The organism is Alicyclobacillus sp. SO9, from assembly GCF_016406125.1.
GTDB lineage: Bacteria > Bacillota > Bacilli > Alicyclobacillales > Alicyclobacillaceae > SO9.
The window spans coordinates 247,316-268,292 of record NZ_CP066339.1 but is presented as its reverse complement, the minus strand read 5'-3'; the positions used below and the strand labels follow the sequence as shown (position 1 = coordinate 268,292).

Genomic DNA, 20,977 nt, shown 5'->3' with positions numbered 1-20,977 from the left:
CTATTCCCATTATGGAGAATTTTATCACAACTGATGTAAACCTGTACCAGACGGCCGGCAATGCCTATCCAGACACCTATCCAGACACCTATCCAGACACCTATCCAGACACCTATCCAGACACCTATCACACCTATCCAGACACCTATCCAGTAAAAGGCGAGCCGCAAGGGCTCAATCTCAAAGTCTGACCTCAACCATCCGCTTCTTTTCTGATGCCTCAATCATAGCCAAAACCACGTTCAATGACTTTAGACCTTCTTCACCCGGAATCTCCGGCTGCGTGTGAGCTTGTAGACCCGAGACGAATGCATCAATGACACCGCTGTTCGTTTGCTTTTCATTTGTTGCAGCCGCTCCGACCTCATATTTTTCTACAGTGCCGTTGGAGAGGTGTGCAATGACCTGATTAACGGGATCGTCATTAATACGCATCACACCGTTCTCACAGTACAAGACCGTGCTGTTGTCCTCCTTTTGATAAGACCAGCTTGCCGCTAACGTACCGACTGTCCCGCTTGCTGTCCGAGCAATGCATACCGCGTTGTCATCCACATTCGTGTTTTCTTTTACCAACGTATCGACAAAAGCCCCCACTTCGACAATCTCCTCGTTCAGGAGATACCGAATCAAGTCCGTCTTGTGCACCCCTAAATCACCCATTGCGCCGATAAATGCCCTGTCCTTGTCGAAAAACCAGCTGTCCTTCCCGTCGATACTCCAGCCCTCTGGTCCCGGGTGTCCAAAAGCGGTTCTGAAAGAGACAACTTTCCCCAAATATCCCTGTTGGAGAATTTCTTTCGCTTTTACGTGTGGCGGCATCAATCTCTGGTTGTGGCCAATCATCAACGAGACATTGTTGTCTTTTGCCGCTTGAATCATCGACTGTGCTTCTGCAACTGAAGTGGCCATTGGTTTTTCACACAGGACGTGGGCTCCAGCGTTGGCGGCGGCAATGGACACAGGTGCGTGAAGGTAGTTGGGCAGACAGACGCTCACCGCTTCAACAGACTCTTTGGCCAGCAACTCCTCATAGCTCCCATAGGCTGCCGCGCCGTATTCTTTTGCGTAACGCTGAGCGCGTTCCAGTACCACATCACAAAAGGCCACCAGCTGTACAGCTGGATTGGACGCGTACTCCGGAATATGGCGGTGCTTTGCAATCGATCCACAGCCAATAACAGCAACTCTTAATTTAGACATTGAATCTCCTCCTATTTAGGCGCAGGCCCGGCCTGCGTTGGTTTCGGTCGATCCCGGTTGACACAACCCCAGAGTTACCCAACTTACAACTTGCAACTTGCAACTTCCGACTTTCGCAACTTTCACAGCCTCAAACTTTCGCGGCTTCAAACTTTTACAGCCTCAGACTTTTGCAGCCTCAAACTTTCACAGCCTCAGACTTTCGCGGCTCCGCTACTTCTTACATGACTCCAAGTGTTGAATGACTCGACGAATCATAGCTCGAACTTTCTTATAGTCAATTGGTTCCCATTTTCGCAAAAGCGGCAAATACTTTGGGTCGTTAGTCTGCATCACCTTATCCAAAAACAGTGTCACAAGTCCCCGGTTGAGGTCCTTTAAGTAACTCATACTCACCACAGGAAGGCGGTTGTCAATCCACCGATCCCACTCATCCAGAAAATCCTTTGCCAACTCTTCTCGCTCGATTTCCCAGCCCTTATCCGTGAACAGAATGACCGGCATCTTCCATTCATACTCCAGCTTGAGATACCCATGTCGAATCATCCAGTCAATCTTGTCTGTGATTTGTGCCAAAGTGTACTGGGACAGACTCCCGTACGCCTCATTGTTATGTAGTTCAAGTTCCTGGGAGATGGCAAGGAGCTTTTTATCCCGCGATCCCTTCAAAATCTTCGCCAACATGGTCCTGCCCGCACGTCCGATGATATAGTCTGATCCTCGCAAAATAAACTTGATTTCCTTCTCAGGAAGCTGATCCCCGTTGTTTTTAGGGGGCTCCGCAGCTTGCAACTGATTTTTCCGCTTGCTTGTTATTTTTCTGTTTCTCCGATCGCGATTTTCCACACCTATTGATAACCTCCTAATCGACACCCCGATATACGTTTCATCCTGCGGTGTTTGTGTTAGTGGATATCAGTCTGTCTTTTCTAAACATTGTAGCACGATGGGGCGAAGTCTTCGCAATCATAATCGGGACACGGATGACTCACTGCCTCCCAGGGTACGAAACGACCACAGGGCAACCGGACCGCTGGGCAACCGGGCCGCTGGGCAACCGGGCTGCAGGGCAGAGTGGGATGATTCGGTGATGCCATCGTGATCGACGGTTGATAACAATTTCTTTTTGGATATGTCGACCACAGTGGATTGTTATAAAATAGAGGCGGGAAGGAGCAGACCAAAATGGACCAAGAGCTGCGGGAATTTTTGGCGGATCTGTTTGACGACATGAAGGGTGAGCTTGCCCAGACGAACCAGCGTTTGGATGGGATGGAGGCGGGATTTAGCGACCTCAAGCTTCAAGCTGCGCAAACCAACCAGCGTTTGGATAGGATGGAGGCCGGATTTAACGACCTCAAGCTTGAAACTGCGCAAACCAACCAGCGCTTGGATGGGATGGAGGCAGGATTTAGCGACCTCAAGCTTCAAGCTGCGCAAACCAACCAGCGCTTGGATGGGATGGAGGCAGGATTTAGCGACCTCAAGCTTCAAGCTGCGCAAACCAACCAGCGCTTGGATGGGATGGAGGCCGGATTTGATTCGATACATTTAGAACTGGCGAAAATCGATAAGCGCTTAGTTCGAATGGAAACCCGCGAAAGCAGCACGGAAAACATGGTCACTCAATTAATTGGTATGACAGCGGAAATGAAGGCGTCCATGGACTATGCCATCAAGCGAATAGACCGGCACAACCACCAAATCGCGGATATCCAAGAGGTATTGGATTTAAAAAACAACTAGCAGCCTGCTCTCATGTTGCAGTTGTTACCTCCAGTGAGAAAACGCGAGAGAAACTCGGATTTTTATATAGTTGATAATTTTATTTTTTAAATAAAATTTACCATACAAGAATGTAAGTGTACCCTAATGACAGTTGAATATAAAATTTTGTAAAAATCGAACGGTAAAACTACGTTAAAGGAAGCTGCAACGGCTCTGCACGCTGAAAAGAGGTACCGTGTGGAAATCGTTGGATGCAAGTTAGGTGCTCCAGGCGCATGCTCCCAGCAAAATTGGATTTATTCCCCTATCCCGCGTTGTGATAGGGATCCTTATGATCCCTATCACTGCACGCGTCAAATAATAGTGATCGATTCGATCACTATTCCAGCAGGCCCTCTCAAATAGGGATCCCGTTGATCCCTATCACCCACGTACCACCCTGACTCTTCCCACATTAGTGTCCTTTGATGACACTAATGTACTCAGCTCGGTCGGGATAGTGATCGTTGGGATCCCTATTACATCGCCCTCCAGCCAATAGGGATCTTTTCAGGCACTAATTGCCTTGCAGTGACCTGCCTTGCAGCCCGGTCCTCGACCCTGCAGCCCGCCTGCCTATCCGCCTTACAGACACCCCCGGTGGTGATTGCAGCGAGATCGGCGAAAAGGATAAGCGGAAAAATTCCCCTTGTTCTCTGCAACTGCAGCGGCATCCGTACAATAGGCTAAGTTTGGTGGTCAATAGCATGGAAAACCGATGCAATCCTCCAGCAAAATCGGATTTATTCCTCTATCCCGCGTTGTGATAGGGAGCCTTATGATCCCTATCACTGCACGCGTCAAATAATAGTGATCGATTCGATCACTATTCCAACAGGCCCTCTCAAATAGGGATCCCGTTGATCCCTATCACTCACGTCCCACCTGACTCTTCCCACATTAGTGTCCTTTGATGACACTAATGTACTCGGCTAGGTCTGAATAGTGATCGTTGGGATCCCTATTACATCGCCCGCCAGCCAATAGGGATCTTTTCTGGCACTAATTGCCTTGCAGCGACCTGCCTTGCAGCGACCTGCCTTCCAGCGACCTGCCTTCCAGCGACCTGCCTTGCAGCCCGGTCCTCGACCCTGTAGCCCGCCTGCCTATCCGCCTTACAGACACCCCCGGTGGTGATGGCAGCGAGATCGTCGAAAAGGATAAGCGGAAAAATTCCCCTTGTCCTCTCCAACTGCAGCGGCATCCGTACAATAGGCTAAGTCTGGTGGTCAATAGCATGGAAAACCGATGCAATCCTCCGGCAAAATCGGACCTATTCCCCTATCCCGCGTTGTGATAGGGATCCTTATGATCCCTATCACTGCACGCGTCAAATAATAGTGATCGATTCGATCACTATTCCAACAGGCCCTCTCAAATAGGGATCCCGTTGATCCCTATCACCCACGTGCCACCTGACTCTTCCCACATTAGTGTCCTTTGATGACACTAATGTACTCGGCTCGGTCGGGATAGTGATCGTTGGGATCCCTATCGCATCGCCCGACAGCCAATAGGGATCTTTTCAGGCACTAATTGGCTTGCAGCGACCTGCCTTGCAGCCCGGTCCTCGACCCTGCACCCCGCCTGCCTATCCGCCGCCGGGGCCCGTTCATCCATCCGGTTCCCCTGTCTTCCCTGTCTTCCCTGTCTTCCCTGTCTTCCCTGTCTTCCCTGTCTTCCCTGTCTTCCCTTCCTTCCCTTCCTTCCCTTTCTTCCCTTCCTTCCCTTTCTTCCGCCGTGGTCCCTTCCTTCCGCCGTGGTCCCCCCGGCAGTCGGATTATTTCGCCGACTCTACTTGGGTGTAGGCGGAGAGGGTTTTCCAATTTGTCGGTACGGATGATGATAACCACTGGCTCTTGGGAAAGAACTCGTGGTGCTCCTTGAAGTAGGTGTCCATCATGTTTCTTGTAATCATGGCAGCGGACTGCGCGCCATAACCGCCGCCTGGGACCATAACGGCCACTGCAATTTGCGGATTTTTGAAGGGAGCATAGGCGATGAACACGGAGTTGGTTAAGTGGACTCCGTTCATATAAATGTCAGCGGTTCCGGTTTTTCCAGCTGCTTTATATGGTGCGTTGTGAAAGTCACCGTAAGCTGTACTTTGTCCGCCGTAACTGACATTGCAAACACCATACATTCCCTGCTGGGCTAAGTGCAGATAGGTTGGATTGATGTTCAACTTTGCCTGCACTTTTTTCTTCACGTTTTTTACTATTGGATCGTTTTTTAGCGACGTTGATAGACTGGGTGCCAAGACGCTTTTGAGAAGGTGCGGCTGCAGTTTCACGCCATTGTTTGCAATGGTAGCTACATATTGCGCTAATTCGATTGGCGTGAACTGCTGCTCCTGCCCGATGGCTGAAAGTGCCAGGCTGACGGGTGTGCTATAGTTCACGAATTGATGGGTTTTCTTCAGCGATTGCTGTGCTTTCTGTAAGGGAAACGGCACTGCAGCATACTGTTTCTTAGCGTCCATGTAGTAGAATCTGCCGGGCTGTTCGCCAGGCAAGTCAATGTGAGTCAACTGGCCGAGACCAAATCTGTATTCACCGTAGAACAGGTTGACAAGGCCCTTGGCAAAGTCCGTGTTTCTCCACTTTTGCAATGATATGCCGCCAGCAGGTGCGCCTCCGTTGGTTGGCGAAGAGCCAAACCATTTTCCGAGGCGGAGTCCGACTCTGTAAAAGAAGACGTCGGACGAGACAGCGATGGCTTTCACGTCATTCACAAAGCCGTGAGGCATATCATCGTGCTTCATGGCATTTCCAATGTAGATTTTGTAAGGCACTGTATATGCAGTTGAGGGTGTAATGGCGCCGTATTCCAATCCGGTGATAAGATTGGCGGGTTTCACGGTCGATCCCGGATAATTCGGATTCTGAATAGCATTATTCTGCTGCGCCCCGGAGGTGTCGAGATACTTCAGATGCTTTGTCAATTGTCCAGGTACCGTATACCAGTTTGGGTCGTAATATGGGTAGCTTGCAAGTGCGAGCACACCGCCTGTTTTCACATTCAACATGACAGCCGCTGCATCCTTGATAGTGTTCTTATGTGTCGAATGGCTGATGACATTCATGATGGCTTGCTGTGTCATAGCTTGCACTCGACCGTCAATGGTGAGTTCCAGGTTCTTGCCTGGGGTCGGTGCGGGATCCATACCTAAGTGCTGGACAGAGGTTCCCTGATTATTCACCTTCATAATTTCGTAGCCAGGTTTGCCCTGCAGCAACTTGTCGTATTGTAGTTCAATGCCGCTTTCACCGACTTTTTGGCTCGACAAGTATCCCATCTTGTTGACGTAGTACTTTTTGGTCTGAGCGGTAATGGGACCAACGTATCCCAGAGCGTGTCCAGCCAAGTCTCCATACGGATACATCCTGTCAGAGCTCATCCCCAGGGTAATGCCTGGAAGTTGTCCTGAGTGTGCACTCACATATGCAAGCTGTTGATTGTTTGCATTTCGAAACAAGCGGATAGTAGCATAGTTTTTCTGCTGGTTAATGGTTGCGAGAATCTTCTTGGCTGTCGTATGAAAGACGGGCGCCAGTCTTTTCGCCATTTCATTGAGATTCTGATGCACGTGCTTCATTCGTGTCAGAAACACGCTGTAATTCGGATTGTCGTACGCTAATAGGTTTCCATTTCTATCGAAGATACGTCCTCTTGCGGGCAACACCGGAATGCGCTGCAGCGTGGTCGTCAGTGCCTCGGCGCGGTATTTTTGTCCGGTGACAACTTGTAAATAACCTAAACGTATAATCAGCGAAACAAAAGCAAGAAAAACAAATCCGTATATGAAACTGAGACGCGTTCTGAGAAAACGTGCAGGTGGACGTTTGTTCTTGCTCTTGAATGGGCGACGGCGTCTTGGCAGTAAACTCCAGTTTAATTTCACGGTGAATTCCTCTCATTTGTGGGGATAGTGCGTGTTTGAATGCGCGTTTACTTATGGTTTTACGGCTGCGAATTCAAATTTGAATCAAATTAAAAGCTAGAATTTTTATCCGCATTTATGCGTGGTTTGCACGTCGCGTGTCACTGTGCGTCACGTGTCATCGTGCGCCATGCCCATGACAGGATACTGTGACCGCCGGCGGATATCCAGGTATTGAGATTTAGTTCATACCTTATATTTAATTAGCGAACTATAGTAAATAGAAATCATGATAAGAAATTAAAAAAACCTTGAGTAGTATTTAATGTCCACTTTACCTGTTGGCTGTAGTCTTGCGCTGTAAGCAGTTGAACTACGGTGAATAGGGGTGAAAATGGGACAATGAGGTTACAAGTAAAAGCAGTGGGAACGACCCTGACGGTGCTGTTTCTTCTCTCTGGATGCGGAACTCAAGCTGCGGCATCAGCGGGTACCACAACCAGGAACGCTGCGTCGTCAAATACATCAAACGCGACTGGCAGTGGAGCAGCCAATCACGTTACGAATATTACATTCTGGTCTGGACACCCGTCTGGTAAATTGCACAAGGCAATCCTCGCAGAAGTCTCCAAATTCAATTCAACGCACCAGAACATTCACGTCACCATCGACATTATTCATGCTACTAACAAAGCCATCCCCGCATATCTGGCCCACAAGGCTCCCAATGTAGCGGAGATTCAGACTGCTGCGGTGCAGAAATTTGTGACTGCCAACGCTGTGGTGAACCTTAAGCCTTTTATCAACGGATCGAATGGATTATCTCAACAAGAGATTAAAAAGCGGTATTACCCTGTTATTTGGAATGATATGCAGGGTCCTGGTAAGAAGCAATACCTCATGCCGCTGGAAAAGAAATCATTTGTTGTCGTCTACTATAACGATGCACTATTTAAGAAAGCCCACATCTCTGGTGCGCCCAAGACATGGAGTCAGTACTTTTCTGACGTACAGAAAATCAGTCAGCTGGGAGGAAAGGTTCACGGCTGGGCGTGGACACCGATGTTGCCTGTGTTCTTCTCCATGGTGAAAGACTACGGCGGGAACATTTGGGCGAATTCCAATCACAGCAAATTTTCTCTTGACAGCGCCGCCGGAAAGAAAGTTCTATCTCAATTACGGAGCTTAGTCAAAAGCGGCGACCTTCTTATTACCAAGAAGTATGAGTATCAGCAAGACTTTGGTACTGGCAAGATTGGTCTGCTGACGGATGCCTCTGCGGGCTGGACGTACGACTACGGTTCCGTGGGCGGGAAATTTCCGATGCTTGCTGCTCCTGCTCCGAAAGGAACTGCGCCGATAGCCTATAACTGGATAAACGGCGGTTCTCTGACAATGATGAATACAGGTACGTCTGCGCAAAAAGCTGCTGCCTGGACATTTATGAAGTGGATGTCAAGCCCTTCGACCAACACCTATTGGAATGAACACACCAACTACCTTCCATTAGGGCCCCAGACAGACAGTAACATGCAGAGTTTCTACCAGAAGAACAAACCATACGCTGCCTCATTCTCGAACCCTAAGGGGTGGACGATGAAACCTCGGTTTGTCAACTATACGCAAGCTGAAACGACAATGATGAACTACTTCCTTAAAGGGCTCAATGGACAGCTGTCCGTGAATCAAGCGCTTCAAGGAATGGACAAAAGCGGCGATAAGTACATGTCTGGTCATCGGAGGTTATAACAAGATGGGCGGATTGCAGAATAGCACCTCTGTCATAACCTCAAGCAAGAGAGATTTCAGAAAATCCCGGTTTCGCAAATTGTTGCGAAACCGGGAATATCGGTATGCCGTACTTTTTTTGGCCCCTGCTCTGCTGTTCCTGATGATTTTCATTTATCTGCCGACACTGGTTGCTTTTGTGATTGCGTTTTTTCATTACCACCTCGGAAGTAGTCAGCAACAGTTTGCGGGAATTTCCAATTTTCGTGATGCGCTTAGCTTGAATGTGTTTCAAAAGTCCATTTTGAACAGCATCTTGTTTGCTGCCATGCAAGTCCCGGCGATTTTGGTGCTGTCAATTTGCGTAGCACTGCTGATTAACCATTCAAGCCGTTACTACAATTTTATCCGCACACTCATCTTACTTCCCTATGCCACTCCTGCGGTCGGAACAGCCATCGGTTGGCTGTGGATATTTAATCCGACCTACGGGCTGGCGAACGGAGTGCTGCATTGGCTCGGTCTCCCTACATCACAGTGGCTGCAGTCTCCAACAATGGCGTTGCCCTCCATTGCCATATACTCCGTCTGGCATGGAGTAGGGTTCGATGTCGTCATTGTGTTATCTGCACTTGGAACACTTCCGCGTGCCGCGGTGGAGGCGGCTATCGTTGATGGTGCATCGGCGTGGACACGTTTTTGGAAAATCACATTCCCCTTGATATCACCCACAGTCTTTTTTCTGCTTATTGTTACGACAATTGGATCGTTGCAGAGTTTCTCGCAAATATATGCCTTATCAGGGGGATCAGGCGGGCCCGAATACGCAACAACCACAACCCTGCTGTTAATCTACGAGACAGCGTTTAAGTACAATCACCTTTCTTACGGATCGGCCATGGCTATCTTCCTCGTTATCATCATCTTGCTCTTTACGCTGATTCAACGCTGGGCGTCGAAGCGTTACGTCTATTATCAATAGTTTAGGTGGGATCACGAAAATGAAAACACACATATCACCAGCTTTACGGGCTGTGTTTGCACTGCTGGTAGGATTGGCATTCCTGTTGCCGCTGTACTTCACGTTGGTCACATCGCTGGATACAAAAGCAGATATCTTTACTTTTCCGCCACACTTAACTTTTGATTGGCAATGGAGCGTATATGCCAAGGCGTGGAGCATGTTTCGGTGGCCCATGTACTTTGCAAACACCCTGCTTATCGCAGGCGTCACGATTGTTCTCGCCTTGACCACCTCCGTTCTCGCGGCATATGCACTGAGTTTTGTGCGGTTTCGGGGACGAACCTTCATCTTTTCGCTCATCTTGTTGGTTCTGATGATCCCGAATGAAGCTCAACTCATTCCCAACTACCTGACCCTGGCCGTCGTTCATTTAACTGATACCTATTGGGCTCAAATCTTGCCTTACGGTGCCTCGGTGTTTGGCATTTTTCTGCTGCGGCAGTTCTTTTTGAGCTTCCCGAAGGACTATTGGGATTCCGTCCGGATAGATGGCGGCGGCCATCTCCAATTCCTGTGGCATGTAGTCCTGCCCCAAAGCAGACCCATCCTGTTTACAATCGGTTTGTACATTTTTATCGGCTCTTGGAATTCACTCATGTGGCCGCTGATGGTGACCCAGAGTCACCATGTCCAACCCGTTGAGGTCGCGTTGGCCCGCTTTCTGACCGGGAATTCCGTACTCTGGAGAAGATTGTCGGCTGCTTCCGTGTTTACCACACTGCCCGTTGTCATCCTGTTTCTAGTGTTTCAGCGGTATATCATTCGCGGCATCTCCCGTGGTGAGGGAATCCAGGGTTAGATGGAAAATGCCCATGTTCAAAATTGACCACCGACCGCAGCTTGCATTCCTTTACCACCACTTTCTCAACACCAGGAGCTTCATCGAGTAGGGCGGTACGGTTACGGACGACAAGCCAAATCCGGAAGTGATTTTGCTTTCGTGTTTGGGGCCGTAGCTGTATGTTCGTGTGATGGGAAATGGGTGGAAGTGAGGAATGGATACGTGAACGCGAAGCACATGCTGACGATCGCGATTGACCAACAGCACCCCCACTGTCCCGCCCTTACGCTGTACAGCATAAGCCGACACAGCGGAATTGCCGCCCTGTACTTGGACATGCAGCATCGTATCCCCCGGCTTTCCGAGTCGGGACAACAGTTTCATTGCATAGTAAGTGGGAAAAGGCGTGTTTAGGGGCGGTTCTGTGGCTGCCCGCTGTGAGCCTGATTTCAGACTGGACTGGGAACTTGACTGAGAACCGGACTGAGAACCGGACTGAGAACCGGACTGAGAACCAGACGGCGGGCCAGACGGGCGACCAGCGCTCAGAATGCCATAGTCGCCGTAGTTTCGCGATCCGTATAATTGTGATTGAAGGGTGGCTGCAGGGGGATTCCCCGCTTGATTTTCGCTGTTGTGAAGGTCCCACCAATCAATGTTGACGGCGCCTTGCTGCAACCACGTCATCAAGTCGTTGACAAGAAACAGTGCATTAACGATGCTGGTGGTCTGTTTGCCAGGGTTTTTGGCCACGGAGTTGGTTTCCCCGATTAGGACTTTGACGTTGTTGGCGTTTTGGCCGCAGTACTGCCGGATTAATCCCCGCAACTGGCTCATCATATTCGGTATAGTCTTGGTGCTGTTGAGCAAACCCTTGTCCGATACGCGGCCGGGTTGCTGCGGATACCAGTGTACATCCACGAAATCAATGCTCTTGCCAACAGTGCTCAGCACAGTCCGATTCCAGTTGGGTTGCTGATTGGACGGCCACTGACCCGGTGCAATGAGATCGACGCCGATTTTGGCAGCGGGATCAACCTGCTTCATGGCCTTGATGTATTTGAGCGCGTTATCCGCATAAGCCTGTGGCCCGATATGCGCATGTGAATCTGCCTCCCACTTGGTGCCATAGGTCCCGTTGCCATACACTTCATTCCCAATTTCCCAGTACTGCACGTCGTAGTGGTGTGTCACTTCAGCGTATTTCACCCAGGCTGCTGCTTCCTGCGGTGTTCCGGTGCCGTAGTTTACGGTGATGAGCGCCTGTGACTGACTCTTTCGGACATACTGAATAAAATGGGTGAACGCATCTTTTGGAGCGGCGGTTATGCCGGAACTAGGTTCAATGGAGTTGGTCTGCCAGTGATACAGGTCTGCTGTAGACCCGCCCGGATACCGGAACATGTGGATGCCGGCTTGTTTAACGAGCTTCTCTGTACTCTGGCTCAGCAAATTCCAGTCCCAGACGGCAGTATTAATGCCGAAGTCAGAGGTAGGAATGGTGGCAATGGGAGATCCAACTGTGACCTTAGCGTTCAATGTTGATGAACCGCCGGACACAGAATCTGCCTGCCCCTGCACCTGCACCTGCACCTGTGTCGTATTGTAGTTTTGCAGCCGCATCAATGCCGTAATAAATGCTGTAAATGCTATAATGCCGATGCCCGCGAAAAGTATCAGGATTTTTCGTTTGCCACCCACCGCAACCAAACCTTTCAGTAATCTCGATGACTTACACCTGACTCCGCAATTCGAATCAGCAGTTTGTTGTCTTGTTCGTAGGTAGACTGCATCAGTCTAGTCTTCGTGAAACAGTTCCCGCAACATGATGTCACGGGCATTGAGGAACTGCTGCGTAATGATATAGTGATTGGTCTCTTCGTATAAGATGGGTTCAATGGAACCACCGTCAAAGTTCAACAGTGTAGCACCAGGATAGCCCAATAGAATTGGAGAGTGCGTTGACACAATAAACTGTGAGTGACCTGTCTCCTGGTGGTCGTGCAGAACACGCAACAAAGCCAACTGACGCGCAGGAGACAAGGCAGCTTCAGGCTCATCAAGCATATATAGAGCTGGTTTACGACTGGAAAGCCGACTCACAAACAAGTTGAGAAACGATTCGCCGTGAGATTGATGATGTAAGGACCGTCCGCCATAAGCGGAATACGGATCTCCTGCGAATGATTCTTTGGCAAGGTCGTCGATATAACTCGCAAAATTGAAGAAGCTCTCCGCGCGAAAGAAGAATCCTTGCGTAACCTTTGGCAGCCATCGCAATTTTAGGTATTCAAACAACCTGGATTCTGTCGCCGCCGTCGCAAACTGGTTGGATCTTGACCCGCCCTCAGGGTTAAATCCCGCCTGAATCGCAATGGCTTCCAGCAAGGTTGACTTCCCGCTCCCGTTTTCTCCGACGAAGAATGTAAGGAATTGATTTAGATTCAGTTCACCCGTGTCGCAAAAGGCTGGTATGTCAAAGGGGTGATGGTTGCTGTTTGGAAAATCAAGAAAACGTAACTCACGTAAGAACATAACCCAAACGCTCCTGCAAAAAGGATATCTTACAACAAAGATATCACGAACTGGCGGCAAAAGCGTCAAGTCCCCGTGAGAGTCGCTGCGAAGACAAAGAATTAGAGAAGTCGCGGGATGCTACAGTACTGGGCCACGGAGCATGGAGATGGCGGTACAGGGGTTATTGCAGAACGAAAATTGAGGGGGCATGCCGAAGAGACGAGACTTGAACATGACCACCCGAATTTTTAGCTAAAGCGACAACAGTTGGCCGAGTGTGGGAAAACCTTAGAAGAAGCAGAGCAAAAAGAAAATTCCCACACGTACATTTCGGCCGTCAGTCGTGTTTATTTATATTGGATACGCGGGTCAATCAACGCGTACAAGATGTCTGCAAGAAAGTTACCCAATACAGTCAATACACCAAGAAAGACGGTGATGCCTAATATGACTGGAAAATCCCGTTCGTTAACGGCATGCCAGTAAAGCAATCCCATCCCTGGGTAGTTAAAAATTTCTTCAATGAACAATGCCCCTGCAAGCAGTACTGGCAGCGACATCCCCAAAAGCGTTATCAAAGGGATGATAGAATTTCTGAGACCATGGACAAAAACGGTTCTGAATTCAGAAGCACCTTTCATTCGCGCTGTGCGCACGTAGTCTTGAAGTAACGCTTCACGCATGGAGGACCGCATAAATCGTGCCCAGCCTGCAATCGTCACGACAAAGAGTGTCGCTACTGGCAAGATGACGTGGTGCAGCCAATCCATAAAACCTGGATGAGAGAGTTGTGTGTTCACAATTCCGCCTGTTGGAAACCAATGTAGGCCAATAGCAAAGAAAATGACCAACAGGATTCCAAGCCAAAAATTAGGCATTGAGTAGAAGAAGTAGTTGACAATCGTAACAACTTGATCGAAAAGAGAGTTTTGATAGTACGCCTGTACAGAACCGATAAACACCGAAAAAATGTGAGCCGCGAGAATTGCCAAGGTTACGATAGCCAACGTGTGTGGAAGAGCCTGGAATATCAAGGAGAGCACACTCTGGTTGTAGACATAGGAATAGCCAAAGTTTCCCTGCACAAGCTTCCAAAGCCAAATTACATATTGATCCCACAGAGGTTTATCCAAACCCAATTGTTTTGTGAGTGCATGTGCCCTTGCAACTGTATAGTGCTGTCCGAGCAAAACACGAACAGGACTGCCAGGCACAATATGAATGAGTATGAAGGCGATAAGCGTGATGCCTATTAAAGTAGGAATTGCCTCTAATATTCGCCTTACAGTGAACTTCATCATGATGACAGAGCCTCCTAAGCCGGCTTCTCAAATAGAGCGAAGAAACTTTTAGCGCATACTTTAACGCGAAGTCGATATGAAGACAAATTTAAGCTTCCCTTGTCTCCAAAGCATCACGCAATCCGTCTCCAACAAGGTTAATTGATACCTGGGACAACAGAATAGCAATCCCTGGAGGATAAATCAGCCACCACGAATTTTGGAATATATAATTCATACTATCGTTCAGCATACCGCCCCAACTTGGTATTTGCGGGGGTAGGCCGAGTCCGAGAAAGCTGAGTCCAGCCATGGTCAAGATTGCATTGGCAACTTGCAGTGTTGCCGCAACCAATACAGTCCCGATGTAGTTTGGCAGTAGATAGCGCATCATTATTCGCCCCGTTGTCAGTCCCAAAGCTCGAGCCGATTCCACATACAACATGTTCTTGATGGAAAGCACTTCACCACGCACCAAACGGCTTACCGTTAACCATGCTTGTGATGCTAAAATCAAAATCATGATAAGAAGGTTCGGCCGAAACACAACGTCCAAAAACATCAAGATAAATATGGAGGGTATGGACAGCATAATGTCGACAAATCGCATCATAATGGTATCTACCCAGCCACCCAGCAAGCCGCTGATCATGCCGTAAAACGTACCAAAGAGCATGGCCACAATGGCCGCTGCAAAACCAACTTCAAGAGAAGCTTGGCCGCCTAACATCAGTTCTGCTAGGACATTGTGACCGAGACTGTCCGTACCAAGCGGAAACTGAGCTGATGGGTTTGCATTGGTGCTGAGCATATGCGTGGCGGTCCCGCTATGGCGATACACTAAAGGCCCAACGTAGGAGAACAGGACCAAGAAGGCCAGTATCCCGACTCCAAGTTTGGTTGGTCCTAACCGCCAAAACCTTTTCCAGAAACCGGGACGTTCTTGCCCGCTGTTCTTCATTTCAAATTCTTGTACCACTTCGTTCATTACAGGTGCGCTCACCGTAACTTCTCCTTTCGTCTAGGGCGCGGAGCGCGCCCTAGCGAAGTTGAACTCTTGCTGACAAATTGATTAGGAAAATTCACGGATTTCCTTTCAAGTCAAACGCAGTTTATTTGGATTTCGACCAGTACTGCATTCTTGGGAAATCAGTCGCTGGGTTCAAGTGACTCAGAACACCTTGAACTTTGGGCGAAGTCACAGTAAGCGAGGCAACGTTGTTGTCCCAGAGGAACGGCAGGACTTTGGCCGTATAGTCTTCATAAGCGAAGAAGTGTTTCATGGTTTCTTGTGATGTCGCATACGGTTGGTGTGTTGCCGTAATCAAGCTATCCTCTTTTTTGTCGCTAAAGCCAGTTCCACTCGGTGCGGTCGATGCGAACAACTGACCGCCCGTTGGGTAGAAGCCAGGTCCGTTGTAAATCCAACCGCTGCCAAAGGCAAGACCCCAGGAGTGGTCCTTCTTGTTACTGGTGACACCAATGAAGTTACTAAACGGCATGGCTTTTAACGTGACTTTCACACCGATTTTCGCCCATTCCTGCTGCATCAGCACAGCCACGTCTTTCGTGGTCGTCTGACCACTGACGTAAAGCATTTCGGTCTGAAGTTTTTGGCTGCCCTTGGTCATAACCCCATTGACTTCTTTCCAGCCGTGCTGTTCCAACAACTTCTTGGCCTTTGTTGGATTATAAGGATACGGATTTTGCAAGTTAGGATCAAGGAACTTGGTTTTCGGAGTTCCTGGAATGGGACCAAAAATAGGTTTGGCAAAACCCTTGTAGACCTTGCTTGCAATTTCCTTATTCGGAATACTCATTTGCAGAGCTTGGCGCACATACAGATTGTCAAAAATCGACTTTGTAGGCGAACCAGGCCACATGTTCATTTCTGTCCAGAAGATTCCAAATGGGTAGCCAGGTGTCACTTTATCACCCATGGAGGTCAGGGCTGATTTTGATCCAAGCATCGAAATTGGCAAATAACCGACATCAATGTTTCCTGCCTTCAAGGCTGCGAATTCTGCTTGACTGGACGCCTCATAGGTAAAGATAAGCTTATTTAAGAGAGTCTTATGTCCTGCATAACTAGTGTTTGGCACCAGTACCCAGGATTGGCTTCTGGTTGCACTTTGCAGTTTAAACGGTCCGTCCACCGGCTGCTGCTCAATGAACTTGGCATTGTTTGCATTAGTGCCGATATAGCTGAGTTCCTTATTCAGGTTACTCGGATACTTATCCATGGTTTTTGCTGGCATCGGTGTCAACTGGATAATGCCGTTGTAAATGAACCACTGTTGGTTAGCGGGTTTCTTCAGTGTGATTGTAACCTCATGCTGATTGGTTGCGACAACACTCTTGATGCCGTCAGGAATATATCCTGTACCGGCCCCTACATACGGCCATGGCTTTGGCGCGTTCTTTGCCGAGGCACCTTTAATCAGCTTCCAGGTAAACAGTACGTCTTTAGCGGTAACCGGCGTCCCGTCCGACCATTTCCATTTAGAGTTTAAGAAGACATGGTATACAGTTCCTTGCTTGTTGTACGTAATTTTACTAGCAATAGAAGAGCCATAATCAATTTTGTAGTTCTGGTCAATCCAAATCAGAGGCTTATACATTTGGTCAATCAATTGTGCGTTGTATACACTGTCAGCCGCCGGAGTCATGATGGGCAGGTACCAGTTCAACTGCGTCTGTGAAGGCAGCGCATAGTTGAGTGTTCCTCCCTTAGTCGGCGTTGCTGTACTCGTACTGTTGCTGGCGTTTGCGGAGTTATTCGAATTTGCTGTTGCAGGTTTGCTGCTGCCGCAACCAACCACGAGAAGACTGGTTCCAGCTGCAATGGCAACAGATGCCATCAAGGATTTGCGTACACCCATCTTTCTAGTCCCCCTCTTATAATCAGTCTCATAGAAGTTTGCATCCAACTCAACTTTTAGAATTCTGTATTGGTGCCAGAATTTTGCCGATTTTTACATGAAAACTCAACCTCTCGTTATCAGCGAGTCATGAGATTACACGCAAGAACAGGCAAAGCCATACACCCAAACATCCCTCCCTTCAAAAATACACGATTGAGTCCACACGTTTCAGTCAGTACATTCTCAATGCAATACTACACCAAATGACATGCCACAAAGTGGCCCGCCTTGGCTTCCCGCCATTCTGGCACCTTTTCTTTACAAACTGGTTCAGCCAATGGACATCTGGTATGAAAAACGCAGCCAGAAGGCGGGTTGGACGGGTTGGGAATATCACCTTTCAAAATGATTCGTTCTCTCTTAGCCCTTGGATTCGGAACCGGCACCGCAGACAAAAGAGCCTTCGTATACGGATGCAGAGGATTGGCAAACAATTCGTCCGAAGACGTCAGTTCTGCCATTCTCCCCAAATACATGACCAGAACCCTGTCACTGATGTGCTTTACGATAGATAAGTCGTGCGCAATAAAAATATATGTTAAGTTAAAATCATTCTGGAGGTCTTCCAAAAGATTGATAACCTGCGATTGCACGGATACATCGAGTGCTGCAACCGGTTCATCCAAAATGATTAACTTGGGATTGAGCGTTAAAGCCCTAGCAATGCCAATCCTTTGACGCTGTCCGCCTGAAAATTCGTGTGGGAAGCGCCGGGCATAGGACGGATCCAGTCCAACCCGCTCCAACAGAGAACTGACACGTTGCTTACGTTGCGAACCATTGTACAGATGGTGTGCTTCCATCGGCTCTGAAAGGATTTGAGCGACGGTATAGCGAGGATTTAAGGAAGCGTATGGGTCCTGAAACACAACTTGCATCTCGCGGCGAAGCGCTCGCATGTTTGAACGGTTTAAGTCCAGAACATCCTGTCCGTCGAATGTGATTTTACCGCTGGTCGGTTCCACCAAGCGTAAAATACTGCGGCCCATAGTTGATTTGCCACATCCGCTTTCGCCCACAACACCTAAGGTTTCCCCGGCAAAAACTTGTAGGGAGATACCGTCCACTGCCCTTACCGCGCCTACCTGCCGCCGAAGGAATCCTTGCTTTATGGGAAAATGCGTCTTTAGATTATCAATGTTTAACAGTGCTTCACTCATGCGTCGCGTCTCCCTTCCTCATTCAACCAACAACGAGACGAATGATTGTCCGCCACGTCAAACAAAGTCGGTTTTTCACTGCGGCACCTGTCCATAGCAAAAGGACACCGAGGCGCAAAGTGACAGCCTTTGGGCATTCTGGTTATTGTAGGCACAGTGCCGTCGATGGGACGCAAACGTTCCTTGGATTTTGCATCAATTTTTGGAATGGCAGCTAAAAGCCCTCTCGTATAGGGGTGCTGGGGTTCCATAAAAATTTCATCAACGTTCCCTTGTTCCACAATCTGACCTGCATACATCACGGCGACCCGCTGACACATTTCAGCCACGACACCCAGGTCATGGGTTATAAGCAAAATTGAAGTCTTAAATTCCTTGGAAATTTTTCTCATTAGATCTAAAATTTGTGCTTGGATGGTTACGTCAAGAGCCGTTGTCGGCTCATCCGCAATTAGCAAACGCGGGTCGCAGGACATTGCAATTGCAATCATTACCCGTTGGCGCATGCCGCCGGAAAGTTCATGAGGATAAGATTGCAAAATTTGTTCAGGCCTGGCGATTCCTACTTTTTTCAACATCTCTAGGGAATGCTTAAAAGCTTCTTTTGGGGACATATCCTTGTGCAAGAGAAGAATCTCTGAAATCTGAGCGCCAACTTTATACACTGGGTTCAACGAAGTCATAGGCTCTTGGAAAATCATACTGATTTCATCGCCCCGAATGCTCCGTATCTCCTTATCTCCCAGTGTCAGTAGGTTTTTCCCGTTGTACTGGACACTTCCAGTGACACGTGCTGATTTGGTTAGTAATCGAATTAGTGCAAGTGATGTAACACTTTTTCCACATCCAGATTCACCGACAAGTCCTAAGGTTTCCCCTTCTTTAATATCTAGTGATAAATCCCGAACCGCAGGAAAATAAGTGCCGTTTAGATTGAATTCGACATTTAACGAGTCCACACTGAGTACGGACAAACTGTTCACCCCTGTTTTCTTTGCTGACATCTTTGCTGACATAGATCTGAATCATGCATATATGAATCAAAATTTGATTCTACCGCTTCTTACGATATGACTTATTCAGCCAAGAATACTATGGAATATAGTATTTGTAGAGGATTATAGCCACCCAATTTACGCATATTATACTATACTTTAAACAAATAAAAGCAAGTACCTCTAAGGAACTTCAAAATCCTCTCGAAAATCGCACCGTCACTATTTTGTAAGCGTTTTCTCTGTGATGCACTATAAAAACTATGCCTACCCTAGTTCAGCTTCCCGCCCCTGTCAAAACACTCCATGGTGATGCTACTACAATATGCCCTTTCTTCGCAAACATGAAATAAAAGTTGCCAATGAACTGCAACAAGCCAAGCGGCCCTCAAAGGGCGACGAACAGACTTGTCTCACCTGCCTACGAAGGAATTTTACTATATAGACTGTGTTTATGTAAATATCAGAATTCTAACTAACATAAGAATAATGCTGGAAATTTGTACGTTCTGTGGATCACCCTCCCTCCAGTTTAAACGAAATGCAAAGTGATTTCACTTCGGACAAACAAACGTGCATTGAAACCGGACTGCCCCGCTCCCTTGGAGATATAGTACCTTCCATACGAAGTGCTGTGAACGCCTTTATAGATTCCCTGTGCTGTTAATGACCCCATCGGTTGAAGCGCAAACAAGAGGGGTACATTAAATTGTTTGCCATGCAGATGACCGCTGATGAGGACATCGTATGGATAATCTATCGAGAGAACAATATTTGGATCGTGTGTAATGACGAAGCACCTGCGGTTCCTCCAACTCTGTGGGTCTTGGTGAACATGCTCCTGCACTGTAACCGAAGATTGGTGAATGTCTGTCCGGTTTTGCTGCTTAGTCCGCTGCTTCTGAACTTCAAAGAAAGCGGCATCGATATCGGAGTTCTCTGTGCAAAAATCATCAATACCAACCAAGTCGAACTCTGGTAGTGAGACACTTTCGTTTCGCAGAACCGTAATTCCGTGTTCCTTCATCAGTTCGAGAAGCGGGATTATGTCGTGCAAGAGATAATCGTGGTTCCCAAACACGGCGTAAGTCGGAATTCGATAGAACGCCATTTTCTTTAGAAACAGGCTCAGTTTACCCATTGCTTTGAGAGAATCGAGATAATCGCCGGTCAGAAACACATAGTCAGGCTGCTCCTGTGCAAGGACTTGGAGAATCTTTTCTGTCACTCGGTTACGTTCAATGTGAAGGTCGCTGATTTGCAGAATCTTCGTATTTGGATGGCGTGTCCATGTTACGCGCTCCACTTTCAACCACTGGGTAGGAAGAATGAAAAGCAAATCAATGCTAATGACGACGAGGGCGACTGCGACAGCTATCCACAGTACAGTCATTCGTGTACCTCCTTGATGGGATTTCTCTGCGGTGCCAGAACAGTACCCACAAACATGATTATATGAGGTTTTGATGGAGAAAAGAAACGGTTGACAAGGTCAATGAATTCCGACATGATGTCATGTGGACAATTTTATGTGCAAAGGGCATACCAGTGGAAACATTGGGGCGCAAAGCCACAGGGTCTACGGGTCAACTTCGACCTATGACAGCCTGGCCGCCACAGTGTCAAAAGTGCGCCTGCTCCGGGCGTTTTTTTATTGTTTTTTGATTGTCCTTTGACTGGTTTTTTGCCACTTGCTACATCACAGAATGGGGGAA

16 protein-coding genes and 1 riboswitch are annotated in these 20,977 nt (G+C 48.2%); of the genes, 5 read left to right on the top strand and 11 right to left on the bottom strand.

Going from position 1 to position 20,977, the window contains the following annotated elements; translation table 11 throughout:
- Positions 1-11 precede the first annotated feature (11 nt).
- A complete protein-coding gene (locus tag GI364_RS01120) occupies positions 12-191 on the top strand; it encodes a hypothetical protein (protein WP_198851910.1) in 180 nt (59 codons plus the stop codon).
- Here GI364_RS01120 and GI364_RS01115 read toward each other — a convergent pair.
- Positions 181-1,203, bottom strand: coding sequence for a Gfo/Idh/MocA family protein (locus GI364_RS01115; protein WP_198851909.1), 1,023 nt, complete (start codon positions 1,201-1,203; stop codon positions 181-183). The genes GI364_RS01120 and GI364_RS01115 overlap by 11 nt on opposite strands.
- 213 nt (positions 1,204-1,416) lie before the next feature.
- The gene (locus tag GI364_RS01110; RefSeq protein ID WP_198851908.1) at positions 1,417-2,049 is read right to left on the bottom strand and encodes an RQC-minor-1 family DNA-binding protein; all 633 of its coding nucleotides are present in this window, start codon (positions 2,047-2,049) and stop codon (positions 1,417-1,419) included.
- A gap of 339 nt (positions 2,050-2,388) precedes the next feature.
- Between GI364_RS01110 and GI364_RS01105 the strand changes: the two genes are divergently transcribed.
- A complete protein-coding gene (locus GI364_RS01105) occupies positions 2,389-2,949 on the top strand; it encodes a GumC domain-containing protein (RefSeq protein ID WP_198851907.1) in 561 nt (186 codons plus the stop codon).
- A 1,801-nt stretch (positions 2,950-4,750) separates the two neighbouring features.
- Here the strand turns inward: GI364_RS01105 and GI364_RS01100 are convergent.
- Positions 4,751-6,874, bottom strand: a complete 2,124-nt coding sequence (locus GI364_RS01100; RefSeq protein WP_233095965.1) for a peptidoglycan D,D-transpeptidase FtsI family protein — start codon at positions 6,872-6,874, stop codon at positions 4,751-4,753.
- A gap of 381 nt (positions 6,875-7,255) precedes the next feature.
- Between GI364_RS01100 and GI364_RS01095 the strand changes: the two genes are divergently transcribed.
- Genes GI364_RS01095 through GI364_RS01085 form a run of 3 tightly spaced genes read left to right on the top strand, consistent with a single transcriptional unit; the run spans position 7,256 to position 10,404 of the window.
- Positions 7,256-8,602, top strand: coding sequence for an extracellular solute-binding protein (locus GI364_RS01095; RefSeq protein ID WP_198851906.1), 1,347 nt, complete (start codon positions 7,256-7,258; stop codon positions 8,600-8,602).
- 4 nt (positions 8,603-8,606) lie between these two features.
- Positions 8,607-9,563: a carbohydrate ABC transporter permease gene (locus GI364_RS01090; RefSeq protein WP_198851905.1), complete on the top strand. Its 957-nt coding sequence runs from the start codon at positions 8,607-8,609 to the stop codon at positions 9,561-9,563.
- Between the two features lie 19 nt (positions 9,564-9,582).
- Positions 9,583-10,404, top strand: a complete 822-nt coding sequence (locus GI364_RS01085; RefSeq protein WP_198851904.1) for a carbohydrate ABC transporter permease — start codon at positions 9,583-9,585, stop codon at positions 10,402-10,404.
- Positions 10,405-10,455: 51 nt separating this feature from the next.
- On the opposite strand, the gene GI364_RS01080 is transcribed toward GI364_RS01085, so the two are convergent.
- The 8 genes from GI364_RS01080 to GI364_RS01045 form a co-directional block, all read right to left on the bottom strand.
- Positions 10,456-12,087 carry a hypothetical protein gene (locus GI364_RS01080; RefSeq protein WP_198851903.1) on the bottom strand — a complete coding sequence of 544 codons (1,632 nt, stop codon included), beginning with the start codon at positions 12,085-12,087 and terminating at the stop codon, positions 10,456-10,458.
- A 96-nt stretch (positions 12,088-12,183) separates the two neighbouring features.
- Entirely contained in the window at positions 12,184-12,921 is a 738-nt protein-coding gene (locus tag GI364_RS01075) for an AAA family ATPase (protein ID WP_198851902.1), read from the bottom strand.
- 329 nt (positions 12,922-13,250) lie between these two features.
- Complete coding sequence (locus GI364_RS01070) at positions 13,251-14,204, bottom strand: ABC transporter permease (RefSeq protein ID WP_198851901.1); 954 nt, start codon at positions 14,202-14,204, stop codon at positions 13,251-13,253.
- Positions 14,205-14,292: 88 nt separating this feature from the next.
- Complete coding sequence (locus tag GI364_RS01065) at positions 14,293-15,186, bottom strand: ABC transporter permease (protein WP_233095964.1); 894 nt, start codon at positions 15,184-15,186, stop codon at positions 14,293-14,295.
- A gap of 109 nt (positions 15,187-15,295) precedes the next feature.
- Positions 15,296-17,065, bottom strand: a complete 1,770-nt coding sequence (locus GI364_RS01060) for a peptide ABC transporter substrate-binding protein (RefSeq protein ID WP_198851900.1) — start codon at positions 17,063-17,065, stop codon at positions 15,296-15,298.
- Positions 17,066-17,301: 236 nt separating this feature from the next.
- Positions 17,302-18,267 carry an ABC transporter ATP-binding protein gene (locus tag GI364_RS01055; protein ID WP_198851899.1) on the bottom strand — a complete coding sequence of 322 codons (966 nt, stop codon included), beginning with the start codon at positions 18,265-18,267 and terminating at the stop codon, positions 17,302-17,304.
- A complete protein-coding gene (locus GI364_RS01050) occupies positions 18,264-19,271 on the bottom strand; it encodes an ABC transporter ATP-binding protein (protein WP_198853795.1) in 1,008 nt (335 codons plus the stop codon). The genes GI364_RS01055 and GI364_RS01050 overlap by 4 nt, the downstream gene beginning before the upstream one ends.
- A 523-nt stretch (positions 19,272-19,794) precedes the next feature.
- A complete protein-coding gene (locus GI364_RS01045; protein WP_198851898.1) occupies positions 19,795-20,655 on the bottom strand; it encodes a metallophosphoesterase in 861 nt (286 codons plus the stop codon).
- Positions 20,656-20,791: 136 nt separating this feature from the next.
- Positions 20,792-20,881, top strand: a riboswitch (cyclic di-GMP riboswitch).
- Positions 20,882-20,977 lie beyond the last annotated feature (96 nt).

Coding starts and splice junctions, on each gene's coding strand:
- GI364_RS01120 (WP_198851910.1), top strand. CDS start 12: ATGGAGAATTTTATCACAACTGATGTAAACCTGTACCAGACGGCCGGC.
- GI364_RS01115 (WP_198851909.1), bottom strand. CDS start 1,203: ATGTCTAAATTAAGAGTTGCTGTTATTGGCTGTGGATCGATTGCAAAG.
- GI364_RS01105 (WP_198851907.1), top strand. CDS start 2,389: ATGGACCAAGAGCTGCGGGAATTTTTGGCGGATCTGTTTGACGACATG.
- GI364_RS01095 (WP_198851906.1), top strand. CDS start 7,256: ATGAGGTTACAAGTAAAAGCAGTGGGAACGACCCTGACGGTGCTGTTT.
- GI364_RS01090 (WP_198851905.1), top strand. CDS start 8,607: ATGGGCGGATTGCAGAATAGCACCTCTGTCATAACCTCAAGCAAGAGA.
- GI364_RS01085 (WP_198851904.1), top strand. CDS start 9,583: ATGAAAACACACATATCACCAGCTTTACGGGCTGTGTTTGCACTGCTG.
- GI364_RS01075 (WP_198851902.1), bottom strand. CDS start 12,921: ATGTTCTTACGTGAGTTACGTTTTCTTGATTTTCCAAACAGCAACCAT.
- GI364_RS01070 (WP_198851901.1), bottom strand. CDS start 14,204: ATGATGAAGTTCACTGTAAGGCGAATATTAGAGGCAATTCCTACTTTA.
- GI364_RS01060 (WP_198851900.1), bottom strand. CDS start 17,065: ATGGGTGTACGCAAATCCTTGATGGCATCTGTTGCCATTGCAGCTGGA.
- GI364_RS01055 (WP_198851899.1), bottom strand. CDS start 18,267: ATGAGTGAAGCACTGTTAAACATTGATAATCTAAAGACGCATTTTCCC.
- GI364_RS01050 (WP_198853795.1), bottom strand. CDS start 19,271: ATGTCAGCAAAGAAAACAGGGGTGAACAGTTTGTCCGTACTCAGTGTG.
- GI364_RS01045 (WP_198851898.1), bottom strand. CDS start 20,655: ATGACTGTACTGTGGATAGCTGTCGCAGTCGCCCTCGTCGTCATTAGC.